The 21,211-nt window shown below is 37.4% G+C and carries 25 protein-coding genes, 1 pseudogene and 1 riboswitch; of the genes and pseudogenes, 10 read left to right on the top strand and 16 right to left on the bottom strand.

Features of this window, described 5'->3' with window-relative positions; all coding sequences use genetic code 11:
- The first annotated feature begins 42 nt into the window (after positions 1-42).
- Positions 43-528 (top strand): flavin reductase family protein, encoded by a 486-nt coding sequence (locus BFM98_RS14160; protein ID WP_048390098.1) that lies wholly within the window; start codon positions 43-45, stop codon positions 526-528.
- A gap of 90 nt (positions 529-618) precedes the next feature.
- Here BFM98_RS14160 and BFM98_RS14155 read toward each other — a convergent pair whose 3' ends face one another.
- From BFM98_RS14155 to BFM98_RS14135, 5 genes are all read right to left on the bottom strand, one after another.
- The gene (locus BFM98_RS14155) at positions 619-810 is read right to left on the bottom strand and encodes a YezD family protein (protein WP_036218773.1); all 192 of its coding nucleotides are present in this window, start codon (positions 808-810) and stop codon (positions 619-621) included.
- A 34-nt stretch (positions 811-844) separates the two neighbouring features.
- Positions 845-940: riboswitch (SAM riboswitch) on the bottom strand.
- A 170-nt stretch (positions 941-1,110) separates the two neighbouring features.
- Complete coding sequence (locus tag BFM98_RS14150) at positions 1,111-2,205, bottom strand: DUF418 domain-containing protein (protein WP_066037709.1); 1,095 nt, start codon at positions 2,203-2,205, stop codon at positions 1,111-1,113.
- Positions 2,189-2,791 (bottom strand): TetR/AcrR family transcriptional regulator, encoded by a 603-nt coding sequence (locus BFM98_RS14145; RefSeq protein WP_066037708.1) that lies wholly within the window; start codon positions 2,789-2,791, stop codon positions 2,189-2,191. The genes BFM98_RS14150 and BFM98_RS14145 overlap by 17 nt, the downstream gene beginning before the upstream one ends.
- A 102-nt stretch (positions 2,792-2,893) precedes the next feature.
- A complete protein-coding gene (locus BFM98_RS14140; protein WP_066037707.1) occupies positions 2,894-3,568 on the bottom strand; it encodes a phosphopantothenoylcysteine decarboxylase domain-containing protein in 675 nt (224 codons plus the stop codon).
- A 71-nt stretch (positions 3,569-3,639) separates the two neighbouring features.
- The gene (locus BFM98_RS14135; protein WP_048390089.1) at positions 3,640-4,521 is read right to left on the bottom strand and encodes a LysR family transcriptional regulator; all 882 of its coding nucleotides are present in this window, start codon (positions 4,519-4,521) and stop codon (positions 3,640-3,642) included.
- 133 nt (positions 4,522-4,654) lie between these two features.
- Between BFM98_RS14135 and BFM98_RS14130 the strand changes: the two genes are divergently transcribed.
- Both BFM98_RS14130 and BFM98_RS14125 read left to right on the top strand, forming a co-directional pair.
- Complete coding sequence (locus BFM98_RS14130) at positions 4,655-5,554, top strand: DMT family transporter (RefSeq protein ID WP_004269389.1); 900 nt, start codon at positions 4,655-4,657, stop codon at positions 5,552-5,554.
- A gap of 134 nt (positions 5,555-5,688) precedes the next feature.
- The gene (locus BFM98_RS14125; protein ID WP_066037706.1) at positions 5,689-6,045 is read left to right on the top strand and encodes a hypothetical protein; all 357 of its coding nucleotides are present in this window, start codon (positions 5,689-5,691) and stop codon (positions 6,043-6,045) included.
- A 115-nt stretch (positions 6,046-6,160) separates the two neighbouring features.
- Here BFM98_RS14125 and BFM98_RS14120 read toward each other — a convergent pair whose 3' ends face one another.
- Entirely contained in the window at positions 6,161-6,598 is a 438-nt protein-coding gene (locus tag BFM98_RS14120; protein ID WP_048390084.1) for a general stress protein, read from the bottom strand.
- Positions 6,599-6,788: 190 nt separating this feature from the next.
- Positions 6,789-7,229 (bottom strand): Dps family protein, encoded by a 441-nt coding sequence (locus tag BFM98_RS14115; protein WP_054550810.1) that lies wholly within the window; start codon positions 7,227-7,229, stop codon positions 6,789-6,791.
- A gap of 217 nt (positions 7,230-7,446) precedes the next feature.
- Here BFM98_RS14115 and pepF point away from each other — a divergent pair, with 217 nt between their 5' ends.
- Together pepF and BFM98_RS14105 are read left to right on the top strand one after the other, a co-directional pair.
- Positions 7,447-9,261 carry an oligoendopeptidase F gene (gene pepF, locus BFM98_RS14110; protein ID WP_066037705.1) on the top strand — a complete coding sequence of 605 codons (1,815 nt, stop codon included), beginning with the start codon at positions 7,447-7,449 and terminating at the stop codon, positions 9,259-9,261.
- A 227-nt stretch (positions 9,262-9,488) separates the two neighbouring features.
- Complete coding sequence (locus BFM98_RS14105; RefSeq protein ID WP_004269384.1) at positions 9,489-10,472, top strand: SEC-C domain-containing protein; 984 nt, start codon at positions 9,489-9,491, stop codon at positions 10,470-10,472.
- Between the two features lie 66 nt (positions 10,473-10,538).
- On the opposite strand, the gene BFM98_RS14100 is transcribed toward BFM98_RS14105, so the two are convergent.
- Positions 10,539-10,730: a zinc-finger domain-containing protein gene (locus BFM98_RS14100; protein WP_004269383.1), complete on the bottom strand. Its 192-nt coding sequence runs from the start codon at positions 10,728-10,730 to the stop codon at positions 10,539-10,541.
- A gap of 187 nt (positions 10,731-10,917) precedes the next feature.
- On the opposite strand from BFM98_RS14100, the gene BFM98_RS14095 reads away from it, so the two are divergent.
- The 4 genes from BFM98_RS14095 to BFM98_RS14080 all read left to right on the top strand — a co-directional run bounded on the left by BFM98_RS14095 (position 10,918) and on the right by BFM98_RS14080 (position 13,821).
- On the top strand, positions 10,918-11,310 hold the full coding sequence (locus BFM98_RS14095) for a ribonuclease HI family protein (protein WP_066037704.1): 393 nt from the start codon (positions 10,918-10,920) through the stop codon (positions 11,308-11,310).
- Positions 11,311-11,541: 231 nt separating this feature from the next.
- On the top strand, positions 11,542-12,339 hold the full coding sequence (locus BFM98_RS14090) for an amino acid ABC transporter substrate-binding protein (protein ID WP_054550807.1): 798 nt from the start codon (positions 11,542-11,544) through the stop codon (positions 12,337-12,339).
- Positions 12,340-12,406: 67 nt separating this feature from the next.
- The gene (locus BFM98_RS14085; RefSeq protein WP_066037703.1) at positions 12,407-13,063 is read left to right on the top strand and encodes an amino acid ABC transporter permease; all 657 of its coding nucleotides are present in this window, start codon (positions 12,407-12,409) and stop codon (positions 13,061-13,063) included.
- 11 nt (positions 13,064-13,074) lie between these two features.
- The gene (locus tag BFM98_RS14080) at positions 13,075-13,821 is read left to right on the top strand and encodes an amino acid ABC transporter ATP-binding protein (protein ID WP_066037702.1); all 747 of its coding nucleotides are present in this window, start codon (positions 13,075-13,077) and stop codon (positions 13,819-13,821) included.
- A 95-nt stretch (positions 13,822-13,916) separates the two neighbouring features.
- On the opposite strand, the gene BFM98_RS14075 is transcribed toward BFM98_RS14080, so the two are convergent.
- The 5 genes and pseudogenes from BFM98_RS14075 to BFM98_RS14055 form a co-directional block, all read right to left on the bottom strand.
- A complete protein-coding gene (locus BFM98_RS14075; protein ID WP_066037701.1) occupies positions 13,917-15,977 on the bottom strand; it encodes a HAMP domain-containing sensor histidine kinase in 2,061 nt (686 codons plus the stop codon).
- Complete coding sequence (locus BFM98_RS14070) at positions 15,955-16,650, bottom strand: response regulator transcription factor (RefSeq protein ID WP_048390068.1); 696 nt, start codon at positions 16,648-16,650, stop codon at positions 15,955-15,957. Before BFM98_RS14070 ends, BFM98_RS14075 begins: the two co-directional genes overlap by 23 nt.
- 253 nt (positions 16,651-16,903) lie before the next feature.
- Positions 16,904-17,521: pseudogene (locus BFM98_RS14065) on the bottom strand (NUDIX hydrolase).
- Positions 17,522-18,016: 495 nt separating this feature from the next.
- Positions 18,017-19,213: an MFS transporter gene (locus BFM98_RS14060; RefSeq protein ID WP_048390066.1), complete on the bottom strand. Its 1,197-nt coding sequence runs from the start codon at positions 19,211-19,213 to the stop codon at positions 18,017-18,019.
- Positions 19,213-19,611, bottom strand: a complete 399-nt coding sequence (locus tag BFM98_RS14055; RefSeq protein ID WP_048390064.1) for a MarR family winged helix-turn-helix transcriptional regulator — start codon at positions 19,609-19,611, stop codon at positions 19,213-19,215. The genes BFM98_RS14060 and BFM98_RS14055 overlap by 1 nt, the downstream gene beginning before the upstream one ends.
- 167 nt (positions 19,612-19,778) lie before the next feature.
- Here BFM98_RS14055 and BFM98_RS14050 point away from each other — a divergent pair, with 167 nt between their 5' ends.
- Positions 19,779-20,333, top strand: a complete 555-nt coding sequence (locus BFM98_RS14050) for a DJ-1/PfpI family protein (RefSeq protein WP_066037700.1) — start codon at positions 19,779-19,781, stop codon at positions 20,331-20,333.
- 35 nt (positions 20,334-20,368) lie between these two features.
- Here BFM98_RS14050 and BFM98_RS14045 read toward each other — a convergent pair whose 3' ends face one another.
- The 3 genes from BFM98_RS14045 to BFM98_RS14040 are packed head-to-tail and all read right to left on the bottom strand — an operon-like array spanning position 20,369 to position 21,124.
- On the bottom strand, positions 20,369-20,698 hold the full coding sequence (locus BFM98_RS14045; RefSeq protein WP_048390060.1) for a DUF3889 domain-containing protein: 330 nt from the start codon (positions 20,696-20,698) through the stop codon (positions 20,369-20,371).
- Positions 20,699-20,753: 55 nt separating this feature from the next.
- Complete coding sequence (locus BFM98_RS24435; protein WP_004269370.1) at positions 20,754-20,885, bottom strand: hypothetical protein; 132 nt, start codon at positions 20,883-20,885, stop codon at positions 20,754-20,756.
- Between the two features lie 14 nt (positions 20,886-20,899).
- Complete coding sequence (locus tag BFM98_RS14040; RefSeq protein WP_004269369.1) at positions 20,900-21,124, bottom strand: hypothetical protein; 225 nt, start codon at positions 21,122-21,124, stop codon at positions 20,900-20,902.
- Positions 21,125-21,211: the final 87 nt, after the last annotated feature.

Genomic DNA, 21,211 nt, shown 5'->3' with positions numbered 1-21,211 from the left:
CCTACAAACTCCGTTCACTAATTTCATAAAGAGGTGATTTGAATGACAGATTTAGTAGCTGCTTTTAAATTGGCATTAGGTAATTATCCTACAGGCGTAACAGTTGTCACGACATGTCATGACACAAAACCGATTGGCTTAACCGTCAATTCCTTTGCATCTGTTTCAATCGACCCGCTCCTTATTTTGTGGTCACTCGATAAAAAATCTCAGCTCCATCCTTATTTCACGACTGCGCCAAATTTTGCGGTCAATATTTTAGCGAGTGATCAAGAGCATTTATGTACACTATTTGCCAGTAAAATCCCTGATCGCTTTGCACAAGCAAAATGGTCAACTTCCTCTTTAGGACTACCGATTTTACATGATACAGCAGCTAATTTACAATGTAAAACATTTCAGCAAATCGATGCTGGCGACCATACCATTTTTATTGGGCAGGTCGTAGACATTACAAATGCTCAAAAAGAGCCTTTGCTTTATCATCGCCGTCATATCGGTCCCATACCAAAAAGCTTTTATAGCTAGTCTTTACACAAAAAAAGGGCCACTTGTAAGCACAGGAAATCCTTCATGCTTATAGGTGGCCGTTTGACATAAGTTCTACTGAAATCATTGTTATTTTTTCTGCGGAAATCTCTGCTTTTCAAGCCTATTAATTTGCACAATCACACCATCTTGAATCGTAATATGCACTTCACCAAATTCAAGATTTTGAATCGCCTTCGCAATTGCCTCTAGTTTCTTATCATCTACTTTTACTGACTGAGCCATACGATACACCCCTTCTTTTTTATCCTTATTGTTCATAAAGAGGCCAACGCATCAAACTGATTGATAGCCCCTCCTATCTCTCAGACACCATCTGTTGGATTTGGCACCTGTTGTTCGGTTGCCGAGGCTTCATTGGGCCAAGTCCCTCCACCTCTCTTGATAAGAGTACTGCGTTTCTTGAAAATAATTCTATAATTCTGCTATAGGAATGTCAATACAAAATATTAGAAAACCTAGTTGAATACTATGCAATATGTCGTTTAGATTAAAAGACTCCCTATACCTAAAGTATTTTATGCCTAGTCAGTGAGAAATAGATGGCAATCCATTAATTTATTACAAGCTCCATTTCCTCATCATGAATTCAAGTGGGCCTCGATGATGTTTAGTCCTCCACCATACAGAAACAACGACACATCCTAAAAAATAACAGCAGGCATACAGCATGGAAAAAGCAAGTGTTTGGTTCTCCAGCTTTTGGCAAATAATTAGTATTCCAATGCCTATAACAACATGGCCAACATAATGCGTTAAAGACATTTGTCCTGTTAATATGAAAGATTGAATAACTTTATTTTTACATGTCTCTACAAGATAGATGGAGCCAACAATGATAACAATAGCCGAAGCCGAATTAGATAGGACATACATCATATTCGGTGGAATCGGTCCTGTATCAAATAAATACAATGCACTCTCTACATCTAATAAATGAATGGTTGTCATCTTAATGAATAACGTTGAACAAGTCTCAGTCATGATGACTAACAATAAACCTATCACCAGTAAGTTTTTTCTTAATGTATGATTTGTTAAATCTAATGTGCCCACTACCATACCTATCAGAAAGAAGCAAATCCAGAGGAATAGTGGATGATAGCCATTAAACATCAAATTTCTTATAAATCCTGCTGGTGTCCAAAAATCAAGATACTCTAGTAGCACATATGTTGGATGCCAACCAGCAAGGTAACTAAATTGAATTTGAAGCCATTGTGAAAGAATAAGGATGGCACCGATTATGAAGATCATCATTTTCTTGGATTGGGCAATCAACCAAGCAGCAACAAACATATACACGCCATAATAATGTAAGATATCTCCTGTCCAGCCGATTGCATATAAAATTATCCCTATCGTAAATAACAAAAGCGCCCTCTTCCACAAAGTAAGTCGATTTTGACGAAGAAGGATTGGGTCCTTACTCTCTCTAGCCTGATGAGTCATTAAGGCTGTCCCTATTCCTGCTAGCATGACAAATACGGCCGAAGCACGTCCCTCGAAAAGATGTTGGAAGGCAATTAACCATGTTGAACCATTCGTTGTAGAACCTGTTATGACGCCAAAATTGACAATGAACATGCCAAGCATGGCGAGAGCTCTTGCAAAATCAAGACCTTCAATGCGCCGATCATCATTTCTTTTTGTCATCTTTGCCCCCTTGGATAACGCTATGTACAGCCTCCTTCCAAATAGCCCTATAGTTCAATTGGTTGCCTGTTAACATGAAATTACCGATATTATCATAGACGAGGGCTAGCATTTGTGCCTTCGCTTCTATATGGGGAGTATCCTCTAGCACGCCTAGCTGTACGCCATATCGTAGTATAGCAACAAAGCTCGTTAAAAAGCTGGTTTCTAGCTCTACTAATTGTCTTTTATAGTTTTCATCGCGGGCCGCTAATAGTACATATTGATTAAATATTTTATTAAAATAAGGGTCCTTGTCCTGTGCCTCAATAGATTTATAGCCTAGCTTAAGTAATTCCTCCTTAAAATTAGCAGAAGAAAGCTCTTTATAATCCACAGCAACATCATGTTGAATTTCTTTATACAATTCATCAAATATGAAAGCGATTAATTGATCTTTTGATTGAAAATAATAGTAAATGGCTGGTTTTGAAATACCGACCTCTGTAGCAATCATTGCTAAGCTTGTTTTTTCAAATCCATTTTCCGCAAACATCCCATAAGCAATTTCTATAATTTTGTGAAAAGTTTGTTCTTTATTTCCCATTATTACCCTCCTTTTTTACCGACCGTTAAGTAAATATTATAGGATGCTAACCTTTTAGACAAGAAAAAACTGTGTAGAAATATTTCTCTACACAGTTCACATTTATTGATTTTGTAAATACATCATTAAAGCTTCTGCTGTTTTTTGCTTGCCCATTACTTTAAGAGGCTGTCCATCAGCAGGTACAATCCAATGAGGTTCATCCCCCCCATATAAAGACTGAGAGCTATTTGCTACCATAAATTGTGCATTGGCTGTTTCCATACGCAGTCTGGCACGAGCTAACAAGAATTCCTCATCATTCGTTGCTTCGAGCTTAAAGCCTACTAACGTTACATTCGGTTGCCATCCCTTAATTTGACCTAATACTTTTGGTGCATTTTTAAAATGAATAATAGGTGGTTCGTCAGAAGGCATTTTCCCCGTTTCCTCCATTAAATTACCTGATTGATCATATACTTTGTCAATGATCCAATCAGAGCCCGCAGCCGCCATAATAACGATATCGACATGTTGTTGTTGAACTGCATGACGCACCTTTTGTCCTAAATCCTCTATGCCTTCAAATTGTATCAATGTCATATCATTTTGGTTTTCTGGGAGCTGTGCAAAGTAACCATGCATGTATACTACGTTAGCGCCAGCAGCCAGCGCCGCCTCTGCTAAATAACACCCCATTGTGCCTTTTGATAAATTCGTATGACCTCGTACACGATCCCATTTTTCAAGTGTTCCCCCACTTGTAATGAGTACGGTTTTGCCCTGTAATGTCCCCATACACTCACCTATTTTCTGAAATATATACAAATACTATTTTAACGTAATGTAAGGATAGGCTTCAATAGCCACTATTTTAGGGAGCTGTTTTGTTCTTTTAGCCAAGCACTTAATATCTCTGCAAATTTCTTTGTGACGGGCGAAGCATGGTGTTTCATGGCAATACCAATCGTTCGGTAGCCACCTTGCTTTAACGGAATCGCTCTCAATGTTGGCGGTAAATTTTGAATAACCAACTGAGGTAAAATACTGATCCCTAAATGATGAGAAATCATGGAAAGAATCCCTACCTCCTCGGAAAGCTCAAAGCGGATATTCGGCTTAACATGATATTGCTCTAATAGCACCTTGACATCATTTGTCCCTTTATAGGAAGTCATAATAAATGGCATATCCTCTAAATCTACGATATCAATTTCTGTCTTATCAAACAATGGACTTTTATCCGAAACAATACATAATAATGGGTCTTGTTGGAGCTCAGTGAACTGATATTGCTCTGACTTTTGACCATTCAAAAATCCTGCTTCTACTTCACCACTTAAAAGCCATTGTTCAATTTCATAGTAATCTCCCTCTCGTAACTCCACCTGTATCCCTGGAAATTGATTATCCATAATTCGAACAATTTCTGGCATCCAATTTGAAGAAATACTCGATATCACACCAATTCGAACCTTACCTCGTGTCACGCCATGAATGTGAGCTGCTTCCTGTTGCAATAATTCCTGAGCATCCAAAACCTGACGCATTGCCCTTAGCATTGTTTGTCCCTCACTCGTTAATGTCACACCCACACGACTTCGATGAATGAGCGCAAAGCCAAACTCTTTTTCTAAACTCGATACGGCATGACTCACAGCAGATTGTGTTAACCCTAGCGCATCAGCTGCTTTTGTAAAGCTTGCCACCTCTGCCACCTTTGTTAAAATCTCATATTTCACTAAGCTCATCTGCAATCCCTCTATATACATGAATTTTTTTAATCCTATTCATTATAAACATTCGTTTTACTAATCACAACACAAGATATATAGTAATTTTTAGTATAAAACTGTTTTAGTACACAGATGGTAGGTGAACATAATGAGTATCCAAGGAAAAGCAAATGTATTGATGGTTATTGTCACAATGTTTTGGGGGCTCTCTTATACCTTTATGGTCATGGGGCTAGAAACGTTGGCAGTTTATAATGTGGTGGCATTACGTTGTATCATCGCATTTTTCGTAGCAGGACTTATTTTTTACAAACGGATGATCAAAGTAAATGGTAAAACATTAAAATATGCGGCTATTCAAGGATTTTTATTATTCATTGTGTTCGCGTTAAGTTTATTTGGTTTACAATCTACTTCTGTTTCAAATGCTGGCTTCATCTTGAGCCTAACGGTCGTGTTAGTGCCGATTTTCAGCAGCTTTATTGAAAAAAAATTACCTTCTCGAGCAGTTAGCTTTGCAATCATTTGTACCATGATTGGTATTACCGTCTTAACAGCACACGGCTCATTCACATTCCATAAAGGTGATTTATTAGTAGCAATTGCTGCGTTATGTTATTCAATTTATTTACTTTTAAATAGCTCATTCACACGAAATGTAGAGTCCATTTCATACGGAATTTATCAGCTTGGCTTTGCTGGAATTTATGCACTTGTGTTAACCTTTCTATTCGAAACACCAACAATGCCAAATTCAGCAATATCCTGGATTGCTATTTTAGGGCTTGGCATCATCTGTAGTGCGTTTTGCTTTGTTGGTCAAACTGTTGCACAACAGTATACTTCTGCTACACATACAGGTCTTATATTCTCCTTAGAACCAATTTTTGCCGCTATGTTTGCCATGATGTTTATCGGAGAAGGCATAACAATGAAATTAATGATTGGTGGCAGCTTCATTCTTATAGGGAATTTAGTAGCACAATTAGAGCATTTCCATGTATTACGTTTTATGAAAAAGGATGCACAGGAAAAAGTCATACAATAATATAGTGCATATGAATAAAAGAGGAAGCTGAGAGTTATTTCTCAAGCTTCCTTTTACTATGTATTGAATTTATAGCACGATTACATGTAAAATAGACTAATTTTTACAGGTACGAAAATAAAGGAGATTCATACATGCAAATTCAAACCTTACATACGTCATATTATTTACCAACCAAGGATAATCAACCAATTCAAACACAAAACCTACTGGATTTAATGAGACATGTCGGTGGCCGTGAAGAGGAAGACGAAAAAAAGAACAAATCGAAAATTGAGGTCAGATACGAAAATGGCTATGTACGTCAATACCTTGTCAAACCAACAGGACAAAGGGTTCTCCTCATGGAAACCAAACAAAGCCTTGATATGAGAGAATCTACTAATTTACAAGACCTGCTTTCGCAACCTTTTAAAAAGAAAACAAGTGATCCTATTCTATCAATACTAAATGCGAAAAATAACATTTCTAAATATAAAGATGGCATTTAAAAAATAGCCCTTCTTTTCAAGAAATGCTAGATAAAATAATAGACAAAGTCGAAACAATCGACTTTGTCTATATTCAAACTAGCAAGGAATAGTCATATCTCGTTAGTTTGATTCATTATAAAAATCTTCTATATTGCTCTGCTTCTGCCATACGCTGTTGATTTCTTAAACGCTCCTCTTGCTCTTCAGCAGTCTCTGGATATGTTTGGAGTGTATCGACATCATCCTCATGTTCTGCATATAAGACAATACTTCCTTGTTCTACAAGATGCGCATAGTAAGCGATTTGTCCCTCTGACAGATTAAATCGTTTTAAACCCTCTGTAACGGCTGAGTCGCCTGTAAACCAAGATTTAAATTGATCTACCCAATTTCCAGCCTCATGCGTTTGCACATCGGCATCCCATTTTACATCCTCAAACTGTTGGGGATCTCTCGCAATAATATGAATATCGTCTTGGTGATAACCTTCCATTCGCATATTCTCTAAAATGTGAAGCATTTCATCCCTTGTATGGGCCACCTCAATTTTTGGATTTTGTTCATTCATCATGTTCAATTCCTCCTATGTTGTATGGCTTACTAGGTAATTACCCGCACTACACACAAACAAACCCATTTTACTAAACTGTAATAATTGTTAAATTGCCTTAAACTACGTTGCTGATTTGACATAATAAGTTCAGGGCAGAAAAAAAGCATGCTGGAGAGAATTTCTTCTTCAGCATGCAAATTGTCAATTTTTACTTGTCAAGAAAGGCCTTTAACATCCATGTATGCTTTTCAAGAGACTGATACATGGCATTGAGTAAATCCTCTGTACGGTCGTCTCCTTCTTCTGCGGCTAGCTCCATTGTAGAATTTAAAGCTTTCATCAGCTTTTGGAAATCTGAGATTGTCGTTGCAACCATGTCCTCTGTCGTTTCTTCACCTGTTGCTTCATCTACATAGGATAGCTCTAGATGCTCTTTTAATGTTGCCACTGGCTTGCCATCCTTTGATAAAATACGCTCTGCTATTTCATCTAAATTCAATGTTGTTTCATTATATAGCTCTTCAAATTTTGCATGCAGTGTAAAGAAGGCTGGACCTGTGACATACCAATGATAATTGTGTAGCTTTGTATAAAGCACAGACCATGTCGCCACTAGCTTATTTAATTGTTTGTTTAAGTTTTGTGTCATAATCAATTTCTCCTCCAATATGTCTTGTTCTAGCCATTAGTATGAGTAATAAAAGATGTTGGCTATACACTCATTGTTCCCGACCGACAATATTTCAAACATCCTTCATGAGAAACGATTTAGAGTAAGAATATTTCAACTATTCTATGAAATTATTTCACTTTCCGAAATAGTTTCGTTATAATGAAATCACTTATATGTAAAGGGGTGTCCATAAATGAAAGTTTTACCATTACGAAAAGATGTTGCAGTAGAGGAAACTTGGGATTTAACAGATTTATTGAGCAATGAGGCTGATTTTGAACCTACCTTAGCACAATTAGTGGAAGATGCACTTAGCTTCGAGCAACAATACAAAGGTACGATTACAAATGCACAAAAAGTAATCGACGTGTTAACAGCCTTTGAAGAGCTACAAAAAAAGTTTGTTCCGATTGGCACATATGCAAGCTTAAATCTTGAGACAGATCGCACAAATGATGTAGCACAAATGCGTGCTGCAAAGTTTGGTACAGCTATAGGAAAAGTCAGCAGTGCACTATCCTTCGTGCGCAGCGAGTTACTAGCATTGGATGAAGCTGTTTTACAAGAAGCAGCGACATTAAGCCCTCTTTACAAACGATATCTAGAGGAATTATTAAAACAAAAACCACACCAGCTCCATCCTGAAGTGGAAAAAGCGCTGGCAGCCTTCAGTGCCACATTTGACGCGCCATATAAAACGTACAATACGACGAAATTAGTGGACATGGATTTTGGCGAATTTGAAGCCAATGGCGAAAAGCATCCTCTTAGCTTTGTGCTGTACGAAAATGACTGGGAGTTTGAAGCAAATACAGATGTACGCCGTGCTGCCTTTCAAGCTTTTTCAAGCAAGCTACGCGATTACCAGCATACAACGGCACAAGTATATAACACACATATTCAACAAGAAAAAACAATGGCTGACCTAAGAGGCTTTAATTCTGTCATTGATTATTTATTATTTGATCAAGATGTCGATCGTTCGCTCTATAATCGTCAAATTGATTTAATTACAAAAGAGCTTGCCCCGCATATGCGTCGCTATGCAACGTTAATTCAAAAAGCCAACGGAATCGACCAAATGACATTTGCAGATTTAAAAATTGCGCTGGATCCTGAGTATGATCCAAGATTATCAATGGCTGAGGCAAAAGAATATGTTGAAAAGGCATTAGCCGTTATGGGTGAAGACTATAATCAATTAATGGAGAGAGCCTTTAATGAACGCTGGATTGACTATGCGCCAAACAAAGGAAAATCTACAGGGGCATTTTGTTCAAGTCCGTATGGTAGCCATCCTTATATTTTAATGTCTTGGAATGAACAAATGAATGAAGTCTTTACACTTATTCATGAGCTTGGTCATGCTGGGCATTTTGCAAATACGTATGAACATCAATCGTATCTTAATAGTCGTCCATCTCTATACTTTATTGAAGCGCCATCGACAATGAATGAAATGCTGTTAGCAAATTATTTACTAACACATAATGAAGATCTACGCTTTAAACGTTGGGTAATTTCCAATATTGTAGCGAAAACATATTATCATAACTTTGTTACACATTTACTAGAAGCTGCCTATCAACGCAAAGTATATGAATTAATTGATGCTGGAGAAGCAGTTAATGCAACCATCCTCAATCAATTAAAACGTTCCGTGTTGGAAGATTTCTGGGGTGATACTGTCGCTATTTCTGAAGGTGCTGAACTCACATGGATGCGTCAGCCGCACTATTATATGGGCCTTTATCCATACACATATAGTGCAGGGTTAACCATCTCCACACAAGTGTCTCAACGTATTTTAAAAGAGGGCGCTCCAGCTGTTGAAGATTGGCTAGCAGTTCTTCGGGCTGGCGGTACAAAATCACCAGTGGAGTTAGCGCAAATGGCTGGTGTTGATATTACGACTGACCAACCACTTCGTGATACAATTGCCTACATTGGCCATTTAATTGATGAGCTTGAACGTCTAACAGTGGAAATCGAAGCGGTTCAGCAATAATTTAACTAGAAAACGGTCCTGCCTATTCAAGGTATAGATCGTTTTCTTTTTTTAGTTCTAAGTAGAAAAATACGTACATATACTAGAATCAGGGCGTCCCTCTATATTTTTTAGATATTTCAAAATAGACAATCATTTTTCTTCATACAAAAGTACCGTTATTATTAAGAGTACGCAAATTATTTAGCAATATACGATTAACAATGATTAAAGGAAGTGTTCTAATTATGGTAAAACGTAATGATCCATGCCCATGCGGTAGCGGCAAAAAATATAAAAAATGTTGTGAAGGCAAACAACAAGTAACAGTGGAAGCAGTACAAATCGAAGAATTAGAGCGTGTGCTACAAACATTTTACTTAGAATATCCAGAACGTAAAGATGTTCGTGCCTATATTGAGCATGTGGGCACATGGCAGCCTAAATTAGAGAGCGTTTTACAGCGAGAGCTTATTGAAGCCATCGCTTTAGACGACTTTTTCTTCCATCAAGAGCCATCTATTTGGAAAAATTATTTGAAGAAAACGAAGAAAAAAGCGGTAAGACCTTCTACAGTCAAAGTACTTGAAGATTGGTCTCAGCCTACTTTATTTATTGGTACGGTGTCTGTTGTTGAGGAAAAATATTTCAAGGCTAATCATATACTTACAAATGATGAACTTTATATTCGACGTGAAAATAACAAACCGATTCCTGAAGGTATGCATGTATTTGCCTTCATTTTACCAGATGGCACGAAGAAATCGGCTCATTATTTAGCTGTGTCTACACTGATTTTCTTCCCAGAGGATCATGCGAAGGTCTTTGAAGAATTTAAGAAGCGCTTTGAGGCTTCAGAGAAGAAGGTTGGCTCCTTCTTAAAAGAAGAGCACCTAGCATTTTGGGAGTTATTAGTATCAAATGGCTATAAAGGTGAGGAATTTTCAAACTTTGAGAGCAATGTCCTGACACAAGTAAAAGACTTCCTAGAGCAAAATGAGCGTGAAACAGCACCGATGCTTGAGCTTTTAGAAGACTATTTAATTGAAGGTCAACCGACTGCGCGTAAAGAAGCGGCCATTGCAGCTGGTGCTATTCGTTACGGTCAGGAAAAGGAGCTGTTTGAGTCCCTTTCTATGACGGTAAAAGAAATCGCTGCGACATTCGATATTTCGGCTTCCTCTCTTACAAAGTATTACCAAGATCTAAGCAGCTATGCTGAAACGAAATAATCTTGACAATTAAAGAAGCTACATGTACTAGCGTTTTGCTAATACATGTAGCTTTTTCTCATGTGTTTATTTGCTATAAACTTTTAAAAGTTCTTCCCCTAGGAACTGTAGCTTTTCTCCAACTGAACAGGCTTCAATGCAGAAACGATGAGCCCCTGGTTTACCACGTTCTTTACGTAATTGCTTAATCACTAAGCAATCCGAACAATACGTATCATGCAGTTCATCAATATCCTTCATAACCGTCACTTTATCCATGTTGAACTCTCGCTCCTTTCACGTCCAAAATTCACTTCCTACTATTATGAAGCGTTCAATTTCAACAAGCAACTATTTTGTTTACTTCCAACGTATTTTTTTCAAACACGAATTGCCCCACAAGGATGCTTTGCCCATAGCCTTGTTGTACAATTATAGAGAAGTCAAAACGCAAAGTAGGGATGATATGTTAGAGGTTTATATAGATGCTGCCAGTGCAGGAAATCCCGGGCCAAGTGGTATAGGAATATTTATTAAAGGTGAAGGTCACCAGATCCAAATCAGCGAGTATATTGGGGAAACAAACAACCATATTGCTGAGTTTTCAGCATTGGTTCGTGGTCTTGAAGAAGCGCAAAAGCTAGGCTCCCCTCTTGTCTCGGTGCGTTCAGATTCCAAAATCGTTGTTGCTTCTATGGAAAAAGAATATGTGAAAAATGAGGAATTTAAACCTTATTTAGAAAAAGCTTTAGCGCTTGCTACTAGCTTTGATTTATTCTTTATCAAATGGGTGCCCGACTCACAAAATAAAGCGGCTGATGCCTTGGCACGAAAAGCAATCCAAAGCAAAAATGGCTAGCTCATTTCACAGGACTGTTCTATTGGAGCAGTCCCTTTTTCTTTTCCCTATTCTTCAGTTACTTACTTTCCCCCAATTTCATTATTTTATGATATTCAAAAAATAGCTAGAAAACGCCACTCATTTTCTGATTAATCCAAAACGATATTGACATTGTTAGAGTACGATGTTATCCTTTAACACATTAGCAGTTTAGCAAACGAAAGCGTTAGATTATAGGGGGAAACTAAAATGAAACGTGTATTGACTTTATTTATGATGCTGACAGCTGTCATCGTTTTAGCAGCATGCGGTACTTCAAAAGAAAAGACAGCAGAAAAAGACGAAACAGCAGCAGATCAAGAAAAAATTATTATTGGAATTGACGATAAATTTGCACCAATGGGCTTCCGCGATGATAAAAATGACATCGTTGGATTCGATATTGATTTAGCTCGCGCTGCAGCAGAGCATATGGGCGTTGAAGCAGAATTCCAGCCAATCGATTGGAAAACAAAAGAGGCTGAATTATTAAGTGGACGTATTGATTTAATATGGAACGGTTATACCATTACAGATGAACGTAAGGAAAAAGTTTTATTTACAAAGCCTTATCTTGAAAACTCTCAAGTTGTAATAACAAAGGCAGATTCAAAGATTACGAAGCTAAGTGATTTAGCTGGACAAGAAGTAGGTATTCAATCCCTTTCTTCTGCAGCCGATGCATTAAACGGTAATCCAATTCACAAAGAAGTGAAAAAAATTACAGAATTTGCGGATAATGTTTTAGCATTATCAGACTTAAAAACAGGCCGTGTTGATGCTGTGGTAATTGATGCTGTAGTTGCAGAATATTACATGACACAAGAGCCTGACACATTCAAATTATTAGAGGAATCACTCGCACCTGAGCAATACGGTATTGGTGTGAAACCAGGAAATGAAGCCTTATTAGAAAAACTACAAGCCGCGTTAGACAAAATGAATGAAGACGGTACTGCGGCTGACATTTCAACAAAATGGTTCGGTGAAGATAAAGTATTAAAATAATGACAGGATACATCAACTGTAAGAGTTTCCTTAGCGGAACTCTTACTCTTTTTGGAGGGACATCGTTATGGCGGATTACTGGCAAACTATGATATTACCGATGCTAGAAGGAGCAAAAATGACAGTTTTACTGTTCTTCATTGCCATTCTGGTATCGATTCCATTTGGCTTTTTACTAACACTCACCGTAAAAAGTCGGATAAAACCACTCGCTTGGCTTGCACATACGTATATTTATATCATGCGTGGTACACCACTATTACTACAATTATTATTAATTTGCTTTGGTCTACCTATGCTGCCAGTAATCGGTGAATATTTAGTATTGGATCGTTTTGTAGCCGCATGTCTTGGCTTTATTTTAAATTATGCTGCCTACTTTGCAGAAATATTCCGTGGTGGTCTTCTTGCCATCGATAAAGGACAATATGAGGCAGCCCAGGTACTCGGCTTATCCAAATGGCAAACGACGACACGTGTTATTTTGCCACAAATGTTTCGTGTCGCCTTACCCGCTTTATCAAATGAATCCGTTACACTAATTAAGGATACAGCCCTACTTTATGCAGTTGCTGTTCCAGAATTACTACATTTTGCGCAAACAGCTGTCAATCGTGACTTCACAATTACACCGTTCTTTATTGCTGGTGCAATTTACTTAGTCATGACCCTTGTCTTGACGGTGTTCTTTAAATGGCTAGAAAAACGCTTTAAATTCGAATAGAGGTGACACATATGGCATTAATGGAAGTAACAAATTTGAAGAAATCTTTCGATCAGGTGGAGGTTCTGAAACAAATTACATTTTCAGTAGAGAAGAATGATGTCATTGCAGTTATCGGTCCCTCTGGATCTGGGAAAAGTACAATGCTTCGAAGCTTAATACATTTAGAAGAAATCGATGGTGGCAGTATTGTAGTAGATGGCGATTATTTAGTGCAAGATGGTCGATATACAAAGCCACAAGACATCAAAGCAATCACAGCTAAAATGGGGATGGTCTTTCAACACTTTAACCTGTTCCCCCATTTAACCGTTCAGCAAAACCTTGAAATGGCACCGAGCTTATTAAAAACAGAATCGGCAGAAGCCATTACAAAACGCTGTCAAGATTTACTACAAAAAATTGGTCTTGCCGACAAGGCCAAGGCTTTTCCAGCTAATCTTTCTGGCGGCCAAAAACAGCGGGTAGCAATTGCACGTGCCCTTATGATGAATCCTCAAATTTTATTATTTGATGAGCCTACCTCTGCCTTAGATCCTGAGCTGACAGGCGAAGTATTAAAGGTTATGAAAAGCCTAGCAGAGGATCAGATGACGATGATTGTGGTAACACACGAAATGGGCTTTGCACGAGAGGTAGCAAATAAGGTCGTCTTTATGGATGGTGGTCAAATTATCGAATCCGATCATCCAGACAACTTCTTTACAAACCCTCAAAACGACCGTACAAAGGCATTTTTACAAAAGAATCTTAACTAAGTTAAGGGAGAGTTGGCTTATGCCGCTCTCTTTTTTTATCTTCTTTACGTACACAAAAGGAATAGGACTCGCATGTATCCTATTCCTTTATTACATTATTCATTTGGAAATTTCGGTAGATAAATCATGACCTTAAATAAATCACCATCTACTTGAACTAAGAATTTGCCATTCTGGATGTGAATAAGGCTTTCAGCAATCGACAACCCTAATCCGCTACCTTGACTTGATCTTGATTCGTCGCCCCGTTTAAAGCGTTCCATTAACTCATCAACTGAAATATTTAATTCATATGCTGAAATATTTTTAAATGTCACAAGTATTTCATTCCCTACGTCTTCAACACCAATATATACCCTTGATGTAGGCAGTGCGTATTTAAAAATATTCGAGAATAAGTTTTCGATGGAACGCCATAGGAGTTTACCATCAGCCTTCACATACACTTTTTCTGTTGGATGGGCTAACTTAAAATCTAATGACGAGGCTTCAATTTTTTCATCCATTTCTCCAATTCCTTGCGTTAGTAATGAGACGATATCAATCCGTTCTAACTGAACAGGTATACTACCACTTGATGCTTTAGCCGCTTCAAATAAATCATCCGTTAAAAGCTTCAGTCTTTTAGATTTTTGATCTAACACATCTACATATTCTTCAATCATTTTAGGATCGTTTTCTAATTTCAATAAATCAACATACGTAATAATTGACGTTAAAGGCGTTCTAATATCATGCGAAACATTCGTAATAAGTTCTGTTTTTAAACGCTCACTCTTGATTTCACTATCCACTGCCTTTTTTAACCCATCTGTAATACGGTTAATATTTTCTGCAAGTTGATTAAACTCCCCTTTTCCGTCAACTTCAATTCGATGATGAAGATCTCCATTTTTAATTTGCTCTACACCCTCTTTAATGCGGTTAAACGACTTCACCTTTCTCATTGCCAACCAGGCAGCAATCCCCATCGTAATAGGAAACATGAAAAACGTAGCCGCCACTACTAATGGATAGCCAATAACTAGCAGCACAATTTTGACGCCTGTACTGCCACTGTCAAAAACATGTTTCAGCAAAATAAATAGCTTTTTGAATAGTTGATAGAGGAGTGTATGCTGAAATAACGTTCTATTTTTAATATGCTTTACGAGTGATAAAATCAATAGTAAGCCAATGATAAAAATAGGCACGGTGAAGAACATGTACATATCACGGAAGACTTCAACAATCATGGCGATCCACATCGCTGTTAAGCAACCGATAAGCACAATATTAAGATCATTATAAAGTTTATCTATGACATGGAAATGAATTTCTTCTTTATCAAATGGCGTTCTTCCAATAACTATGATTAAATACACAAAACATAAAATAAACCCTGCTAGAAATACTATCCATTCATTCAGAAAACCTTGGGCAGCCGCTTTATCTTTTTCCCATTCCGATATTTTTTGCTGTAGGTAAGAATCTTTAAACGCCACATAAATAACATCTGTTTGTGGGTTCAACATGTTAACTTCGTGTGTAAAGTAATCCAAGTATTGACTTTCTTTCACTTCATTTGGGTAAAGCTTTTGTTGATAATCTTCAAATAACATATAGGCATCAAAGGATTCAAATTGCTCTTTCTTAGTGAGATCACTATTGGAGAACTTATGTTCACCGTCACTCGCATAAAACACAATTCCTTCATAGGCTTCGAGCGAACTGCGTAATTGATAAAAATTTCTTACCTGTTCTGTCATACTTTCATCTTTTGTTCTAGCAATGTCTTTTGCATATTTTTCCTGATAGATGTGCTTATTTTCCTCTTCACTCAAATTAGGATTATATCTGTAAGAATTGCGAAAATCATAATATAATTCCTCTTCGATTCTTCTATTATCCTCTTCTGTTAGTGTCTTCCCACTTAAAATATATTCTTCACTTTTGTATTTTCCGATTAATTGCGCTAAAGGAGCAATAATGCTGTAACTTTCATCTGCGAATGCTCGACTTTCAAAATAGTTATCTTGATTTATACTACTAAGATGAATCTCATTAAATTCCATGTTAATCATTACTCTCGCTATACCAGTTAAACAAGCGACAGCAATTAGAAACACAACTACTTTCGTAATAAGTGCATGACTAATACTTCTCAACTTTCTCAACCTTATACCCAACTCCCCATACAACTTTTAAATACTTCGGCTCTTTTGGATTAATTTCAATTTTTTCTCGAATCTTTCGAATATGAACCGAAACCGTATTTTCAGGATTAATAGCCCTGACATTCCATACCTTTTCATAAATTTCTTCAATCGTGAATACTCTTCCAGCATTGGCTGTGAGAAGCTTTAAGATTTTATATTGCACTGGTGTCAAATGAACCTCTTGTTTATCAACAGTAATGATTTTCTGTTCATCATCAATCACAAGACCACCCGTTTGAAATACAGCACTACTCCTCTCAAGACTTCCAAAGGTCGTATACCTTCTGAGCTGCGATTTCACTCTAGCCACAAGTTCTAATGGATTAAACGGCTTGGCCATATAATCATCTGCTCCGATATTTAATCCCAGTATTTTATCATAATCCTCTGATTTAGCAGAAAGCATAATTAACGGAATCATATTATCTTGCCGAATCTTCATCGTCGCCGTAATCCCATCCATTTTGGGCATCATAATATCCATAATAATAAGATGAATAATGTGATCTCGAATAAGATCGATTGCCTCTATCCCATTGTAAGCTTTGAATACTTGATAGCCCTCATTTTCTAAATAAATGCTAATCGCCCTAACAATTTCTTTATCATCATCACAAATCAAAATGTTCAACTACATTCACTCCTCCACCGCTTTAGGTTCATGTCAATCACCCCTATAGGATTCGTATAAGGATATAATACTAATTAAATCTTAACAAACTCAGACATCAATTCTTAAGATTTTCTTAGTGTTTTCCTTTATGCACACTTTATGTCAAATACAAATTCGAAAAAATCGAAGAATACATAAAAAATGGAGAGCTGGTTTGAGCGGCTCTCCTTTAATCGTCAAATATACAATTCATATTATTCAGCTTGAGATTTCAATCAAAATAGGTAGGTAAATGTAGATTATTTAAATGACGAAAAGCTAATTTTACTTGTGATTCGGTATTTCTAGCCATTGATAGAGAGGGCGTTCATTTTCAGCTAAGAACGCAACAGCGTTAGTTTCCATACCTTCTTCTGCACGTCCTCCAATGATTTCACATTGGATAAACATTTTATAGACATGATAGAGAGATTGTGGCTGAGGGTAGCACTTCTTATCAAATACACTTATGAGTTTGATTGCTTTTACATCAAATCCCGATTCTTCTTTCGTTTCTTTGATGGCTACTTCACTAGGTGTAAAGCCGATGTCGCCCCAGCCACCTGGTAATGACCAATCACCATCCATTTTTTCTTTAACCATTAATATTTTATTGTCCCTAAAAACCACCGCCCGAATATCTATTTTTGGGGTCGCATAACCCGTCTCATTAGCAAATAAATCACGTATAACTGTCTTATCGATCTCTGTATGGTGTGCTATAATGTCAACGCTTATTTCTCTTAATGATTCAAATCCTTTCCAAGTCATAAATATCCTTCGAATAAGTTAGTCCTGCCTGTGCAATTGATTGTGGCTGTTTTGCCCACTCAAGCCATTTAGGTTCCATATATTTTGTTTCCCAAAAATCATTGTAGTCAATGACAATTAAATTTACATTATTTGAAAAAAACCGTTTATCCATGTTATAATTCTTAGTGAAGATGTATATAAGTAAATAAGACCATTGGTGCTGGAACACCAATGGTCCTAGTAACAAGATGAATCGCTTCAAAGGCGATTTGCAAAGTGATGAAAGTAAACCATCTCACATGCTGGCGAGGCAGGGGCGGTTTACTTTTTTTGTGTAAAAGTAAATGACAATGCAAGTACAGAAACAATAAGTGTTGAAAGACTTATCGCAACCATTATTGCTTCAAAAATAGTCAAAGGCATCAACTCCTTTCTCTTCCATAAGTTGAATGAGATAGGTTAATATTGTGCCAACCGCCCATGAAACCTCTATCTAGTTACTCTCTTATTATACCATATTTTGGTCTAAAACGGCCACGCTACATGATTGCCTATAATCATAAAAACAGTTGGGACAGGCCCAACTGTTTTACTATATATTCACTATTTTTTTCGGTTTCATCTTTGCAAGTCGTAATAGATAAATAATAAAGACAACCCCTAGTAAGCCTGCACCTGACAAGTAAACTGAAGCATAGCCTGCCTGCACGGCTACCATTCCTAAAATATAAGAACCTAGTGCGATTCCAAGGTCAAACATCGTAAAATAGGTTGCTGTAGCATAGCCACTTCGCTGGATGGCTGTGGATTGAACGGCTAATGCTTGCAAGCTTGTCGTCACAGCACCATAGCCGAAACCTACAAAAATAGCAGCACTCAAAAATAATACGGGCCCCTCTACAAAAGCGAGCATAACGAGCCCGATGGCGAAGGAGATAATGCCGGGAATAATAACAAATTGTGGTCCCTTCGTATCATAAAGTTTACCTGTGTACGGACGCGTAATTAACATGGATGCAGCAAACACCGCATAAAAAAGACTGGCCACAGCCATTAAATCCTTTTGCTGTGCATAGACCGATAAAAAGGATAAAACACTGGCATACGAAAAGGCTACTAAACTAGCAATCGCAGCAACAGGTAACGCTTTTCGCTCAAACAAATCATCAAATTTAAAGGTTAGTTTTCCTTCATGTGCAGGTTTCGGTAAATCATCAGTATTGACCGTAAACGCTAGAATTCCTCCTGCTAGAATACAGATACTCATAACGATGAACAATACGTTAAAGGTACTATATTGTATTAATAATAGTCCGATAAATGGACCAATAACGACAGCTAGATTTGTAGACATCGTGAAATAGCCAAGGCCTGCTCCTTTTCGTTTAGCTGGAACGATATCAGCCGCTAAAGATCCTGCAGCTGTTGTAATAATACTAAAGAAAATCCCTTGTATAAAACGTAGACCAAGTAAAAGGCCGAATGGATGAATAAATAAATATAAGACGGTACATATAAAATAGCCCCCGATTGAGAGGACTAACAGTTTTTTCTTACCAAATACATCCAACAGTTTTCCTGAAAACGGGCGTACAATGATAGCTGACAATAAAAAGCCAGACAATAGAAGCCCTGCCTCCTTATCTGTCTGATGTAGCTCCCCTATTGCATAAAGCGGCAAAGTCGTTACAAGTCCATAAAATACAAAAAAAACTGAGATATTCGTTAAAAATAGACTAATGAAACGCTTCGTCCATATTTGTGTATTCTCTTCTTGCTGCATGTCCATCAACCTTTCATTTTTTCCAATAGCTTCAGAAATTGCTCTTGTTCTTCAGCAGTTAAAGAACCTACCATTTCCTCCTCAAACGCTCGAATAGTCACTGTAATGGCTGGTAGGCGCTCCTCTGCTTGTGTGGATAAAGTCACTATCTTTTCTCGTTTATCCTCACCATCTAATCGTTGTACCCAGCCCAATGCCTCAAGCCTTGTAATCGCTCTGGTGATACTTGGCGCTTCCACATTTAAATATTTCCAAATTTGCGTCAATGTCATCGGTCCATTTTTATGTAAGCAATATAAAATGGTCCACTGAGAACTATATAAATGATGCTGCTTCAGCACTTCATTTAAGCAATTAGTTAAATAGCGATTTTTTTGGAATAAAGCATGGAAAATTGGATTCATCACTATCTACCTCCTAAAATTATTTACCTAGCTAAATAAATACTATACGCTTCATTTTTTTCTTTGTAAAGGAAGTAATTTGCCAAGATGGTTTGACCAGTAGCAGGAAATTTTTTGCATGTGTCGAATAAAAGTTAATAAACTTTCAATGTAAAGGAGATGGAATCATGGGGAAAAAAGTTTTAATTCTTGCAGGAGATGCCGTAGAGGCTTTAGAGATTTTTTATCCTTATTATCGTTGTCTTGAGGCAGGATATGATGTCACAATTGCAGCACCATCAGCTAAGAAATTACAAACTGTACTACACGATTTTGTAGATGGCGTCGATACATACATCGAGCGACCTGCCTATGGTTTAGAGGCACATGCTTCTTTTGCTAATGTTGATCCAACCCATTTTGATGGATTGATTATTCCTGGTGGTCGTGCGCCAGAATACATTCGTTTAAATGAGCATGTGCCACCACTCGTATCCCACTTTTTCGAAACGAATAAACCGATTGCAGCCGTTTGTCATGCAGCACAAATTTTCGCAACGATTCCTGAAGTGCTAAAAGGACGTGAACTGACAGCCTATATTGCTTGCAAGCCAGAGGTGCAAGTGGCTGGCGCTACTTATATTGATGCCAATCTTCATACAGATGGCAATTTAGTAAGTGGACATGCATGGCCTGATTTACCAGGCTTGATGCGTGCGTTTATTCAAAAGCTTGAAAGTTAAATGAATGAGGATGCCTTTTCTGGGCATCCTTTTTTTCATGACGTACTTTCTTGTAATTCAATTTTTTCTACCTTTTGTGTTGCACTTTGATAACTAATTCTTACATAGACACCAAATTCCTTATCGGGTTGCTTGAGCCAGAGCTTAAACTTTTCGATTGTTGACTCCCCATGTACTTCTTTACCCTCATGCAAATAATCGATAATTTTGGCTGAAGGATATTTTGCCTTTACCTCTTTGATGGCCATTTGTCCCCATTTGGCATAGGCTGGTGGTGTTTCTTGTTGTGCATTTGCGACCATTGCTGTTTGTATGAACACAGTAAGACAAACAAGCACAACCCCAAGTAAATATAACTTCCGCACTTGAATCACTCCTTTAAAAAAATAAGCGCTCCAAAAGCTTTGGAGCAGCTTGTCTTTATTGCTTTGGCTGTTGAGGGTTATTATGAATGACCTGGTTAAACTCTGCTGAGTACTCTTCACGATCATTCTTTTTATGTGTATCTTCCTTCTTTTTCTTTTTAAAGCTTGTTTTTCTCTTCTTTGCCATGATTTGCACCTCCGTTATTTCGTTTTATTGGACTGCTGGTTTTTATCATGATTCGTTTTATTGTTTTTATTTTTAGCTTTTGCATCAAATTCTGCTGCGAATTCTTCGTTTAAGTTGTCATTCGGATTGTTGTTATTGCTATTACTTCGATCAAGATCCTTACTTTTGTAAGTACCAAAAGGATTATGCGTTCGCATATTCATGGTTTTACTGTTATTTCGATTATTACGTTTCCCCACGTAACATCACCTCCTGCACATAATTTGTTCAAATTGAGGCGTTACTATGTAGGTCAGTTTCTTCGCTAATTGTAAAAAAATGAACAT

The organism is Lysinibacillus sp. AR18-8, assembly GCF_001705465.1.
GTDB classification, from domain to species: domain Bacteria; phylum Bacillota; class Bacilli; order Bacillales_A; family Planococcaceae; genus Lysinibacillus; species Lysinibacillus capsici.
The sequence above is the reverse complement of the archived record's forward strand: the minus strand, read 5'-3'. Positions and strand labels throughout refer to the sequence as shown.

Excerpts from the sequence above, each read along its gene's own strand:
- BFM98_RS14130 (WP_004269389.1), top strand. The coding sequence starts at position 4,655 with ATGAGTATCCAAGGAAAAGCAAATGTATTGATGGTTATTGTCACAATG.
- BFM98_RS14060 (WP_048390066.1), bottom strand. The coding sequence starts at position 19,213 with ATGGACATGCAGCAAGAAGAGAATACACAAATATGGACGAAGCGTTTC.
- BFM98_RS14055 (WP_048390064.1), bottom strand. The coding sequence starts at position 19,611 with ATGAATCCAATTTTCCATGCTTTATTCCAAAAAAATCGCTATTTAACT.
- BFM98_RS14105 (WP_004269384.1), top strand. The coding sequence starts at position 9,489 with ATGGTAAAACGTAATGATCCATGCCCATGCGGTAGCGGCAAAAAATAT.
- BFM98_RS14050 (WP_066037700.1), top strand. The coding sequence starts at position 19,779 with ATGGGGAAAAAAGTTTTAATTCTTGCAGGAGATGCCGTAGAGGCTTTA.
- BFM98_RS14090 (WP_054550807.1), top strand. The coding sequence starts at position 11,542 with ATGAAACGTGTATTGACTTTATTTATGATGCTGACAGCTGTCATCGTT.
- BFM98_RS14085 (WP_066037703.1), top strand. The coding sequence starts at position 12,407 with ATGGCGGATTACTGGCAAACTATGATATTACCGATGCTAGAAGGAGCA.
- BFM98_RS14095 (WP_066037704.1), top strand. The coding sequence starts at position 10,918 with ATGTTAGAGGTTTATATAGATGCTGCCAGTGCAGGAAATCCCGGGCCA.
- BFM98_RS14150 (WP_066037709.1), bottom strand. The coding sequence starts at position 2,205 with ATGACAAAAAGAAATGATGATCGGCGCATTGAAGGTCTTGATTTTGCA.
- BFM98_RS14140 (WP_066037707.1), bottom strand. The coding sequence starts at position 3,568 with ATGGGGACATTACAGGGCAAAACCGTACTCATTACAAGTGGGGGAACA.
- BFM98_RS14135 (WP_048390089.1), bottom strand. The coding sequence starts at position 4,521 with ATGAGCTTAGTGAAATATGAGATTTTAACAAAGGTGGCAGAGGTGGCA.
- BFM98_RS14145 (WP_066037708.1), bottom strand. The coding sequence starts at position 2,791 with ATGGGAAATAAAGAACAAACTTTTCACAAAATTATAGAAATTGCTTAT.
- BFM98_RS14125 (WP_066037706.1), top strand. The coding sequence starts at position 5,689 with ATGCAAATTCAAACCTTACATACGTCATATTATTTACCAACCAAGGAT.
- BFM98_RS14100 (WP_004269383.1), bottom strand. The coding sequence starts at position 10,730 with ATGGATAAAGTGACGGTTATGAAGGATATTGATGAACTGCATGATACG.
- BFM98_RS14160 (WP_048390098.1), top strand. The coding sequence starts at position 43 with ATGACAGATTTAGTAGCTGCTTTTAAATTGGCATTAGGTAATTATCCT.
- BFM98_RS14120 (WP_048390084.1), bottom strand. The coding sequence starts at position 6,598 with ATGATGAATGAACAAAATCCAAAAATTGAGGTGGCCCATACAAGGGAT.
- BFM98_RS14115 (WP_054550810.1), bottom strand. The coding sequence starts at position 7,229 with ATGACACAAAACTTAAACAAACAATTAAATAAGCTAGTGGCGACATGG.
- BFM98_RS24435 (WP_004269370.1), bottom strand. The coding sequence starts at position 20,885 with ATGGCAAAGAAGAGAAAAACAAGCTTTAAAAAGAAAAAGAAGGAAGAT.
- BFM98_RS14080 (WP_066037702.1), top strand. The coding sequence starts at position 13,075 with ATGGCATTAATGGAAGTAACAAATTTGAAGAAATCTTTCGATCAGGTG.
- BFM98_RS14155 (WP_036218773.1), bottom strand. The coding sequence starts at position 810 with ATGAACAATAAGGATAAAAAAGAAGGGGTGTATCGTATGGCTCAGTCA.
- pepF (WP_066037705.1), top strand. The coding sequence starts at position 7,447 with ATGAAAGTTTTACCATTACGAAAAGATGTTGCAGTAGAGGAAACTTGG.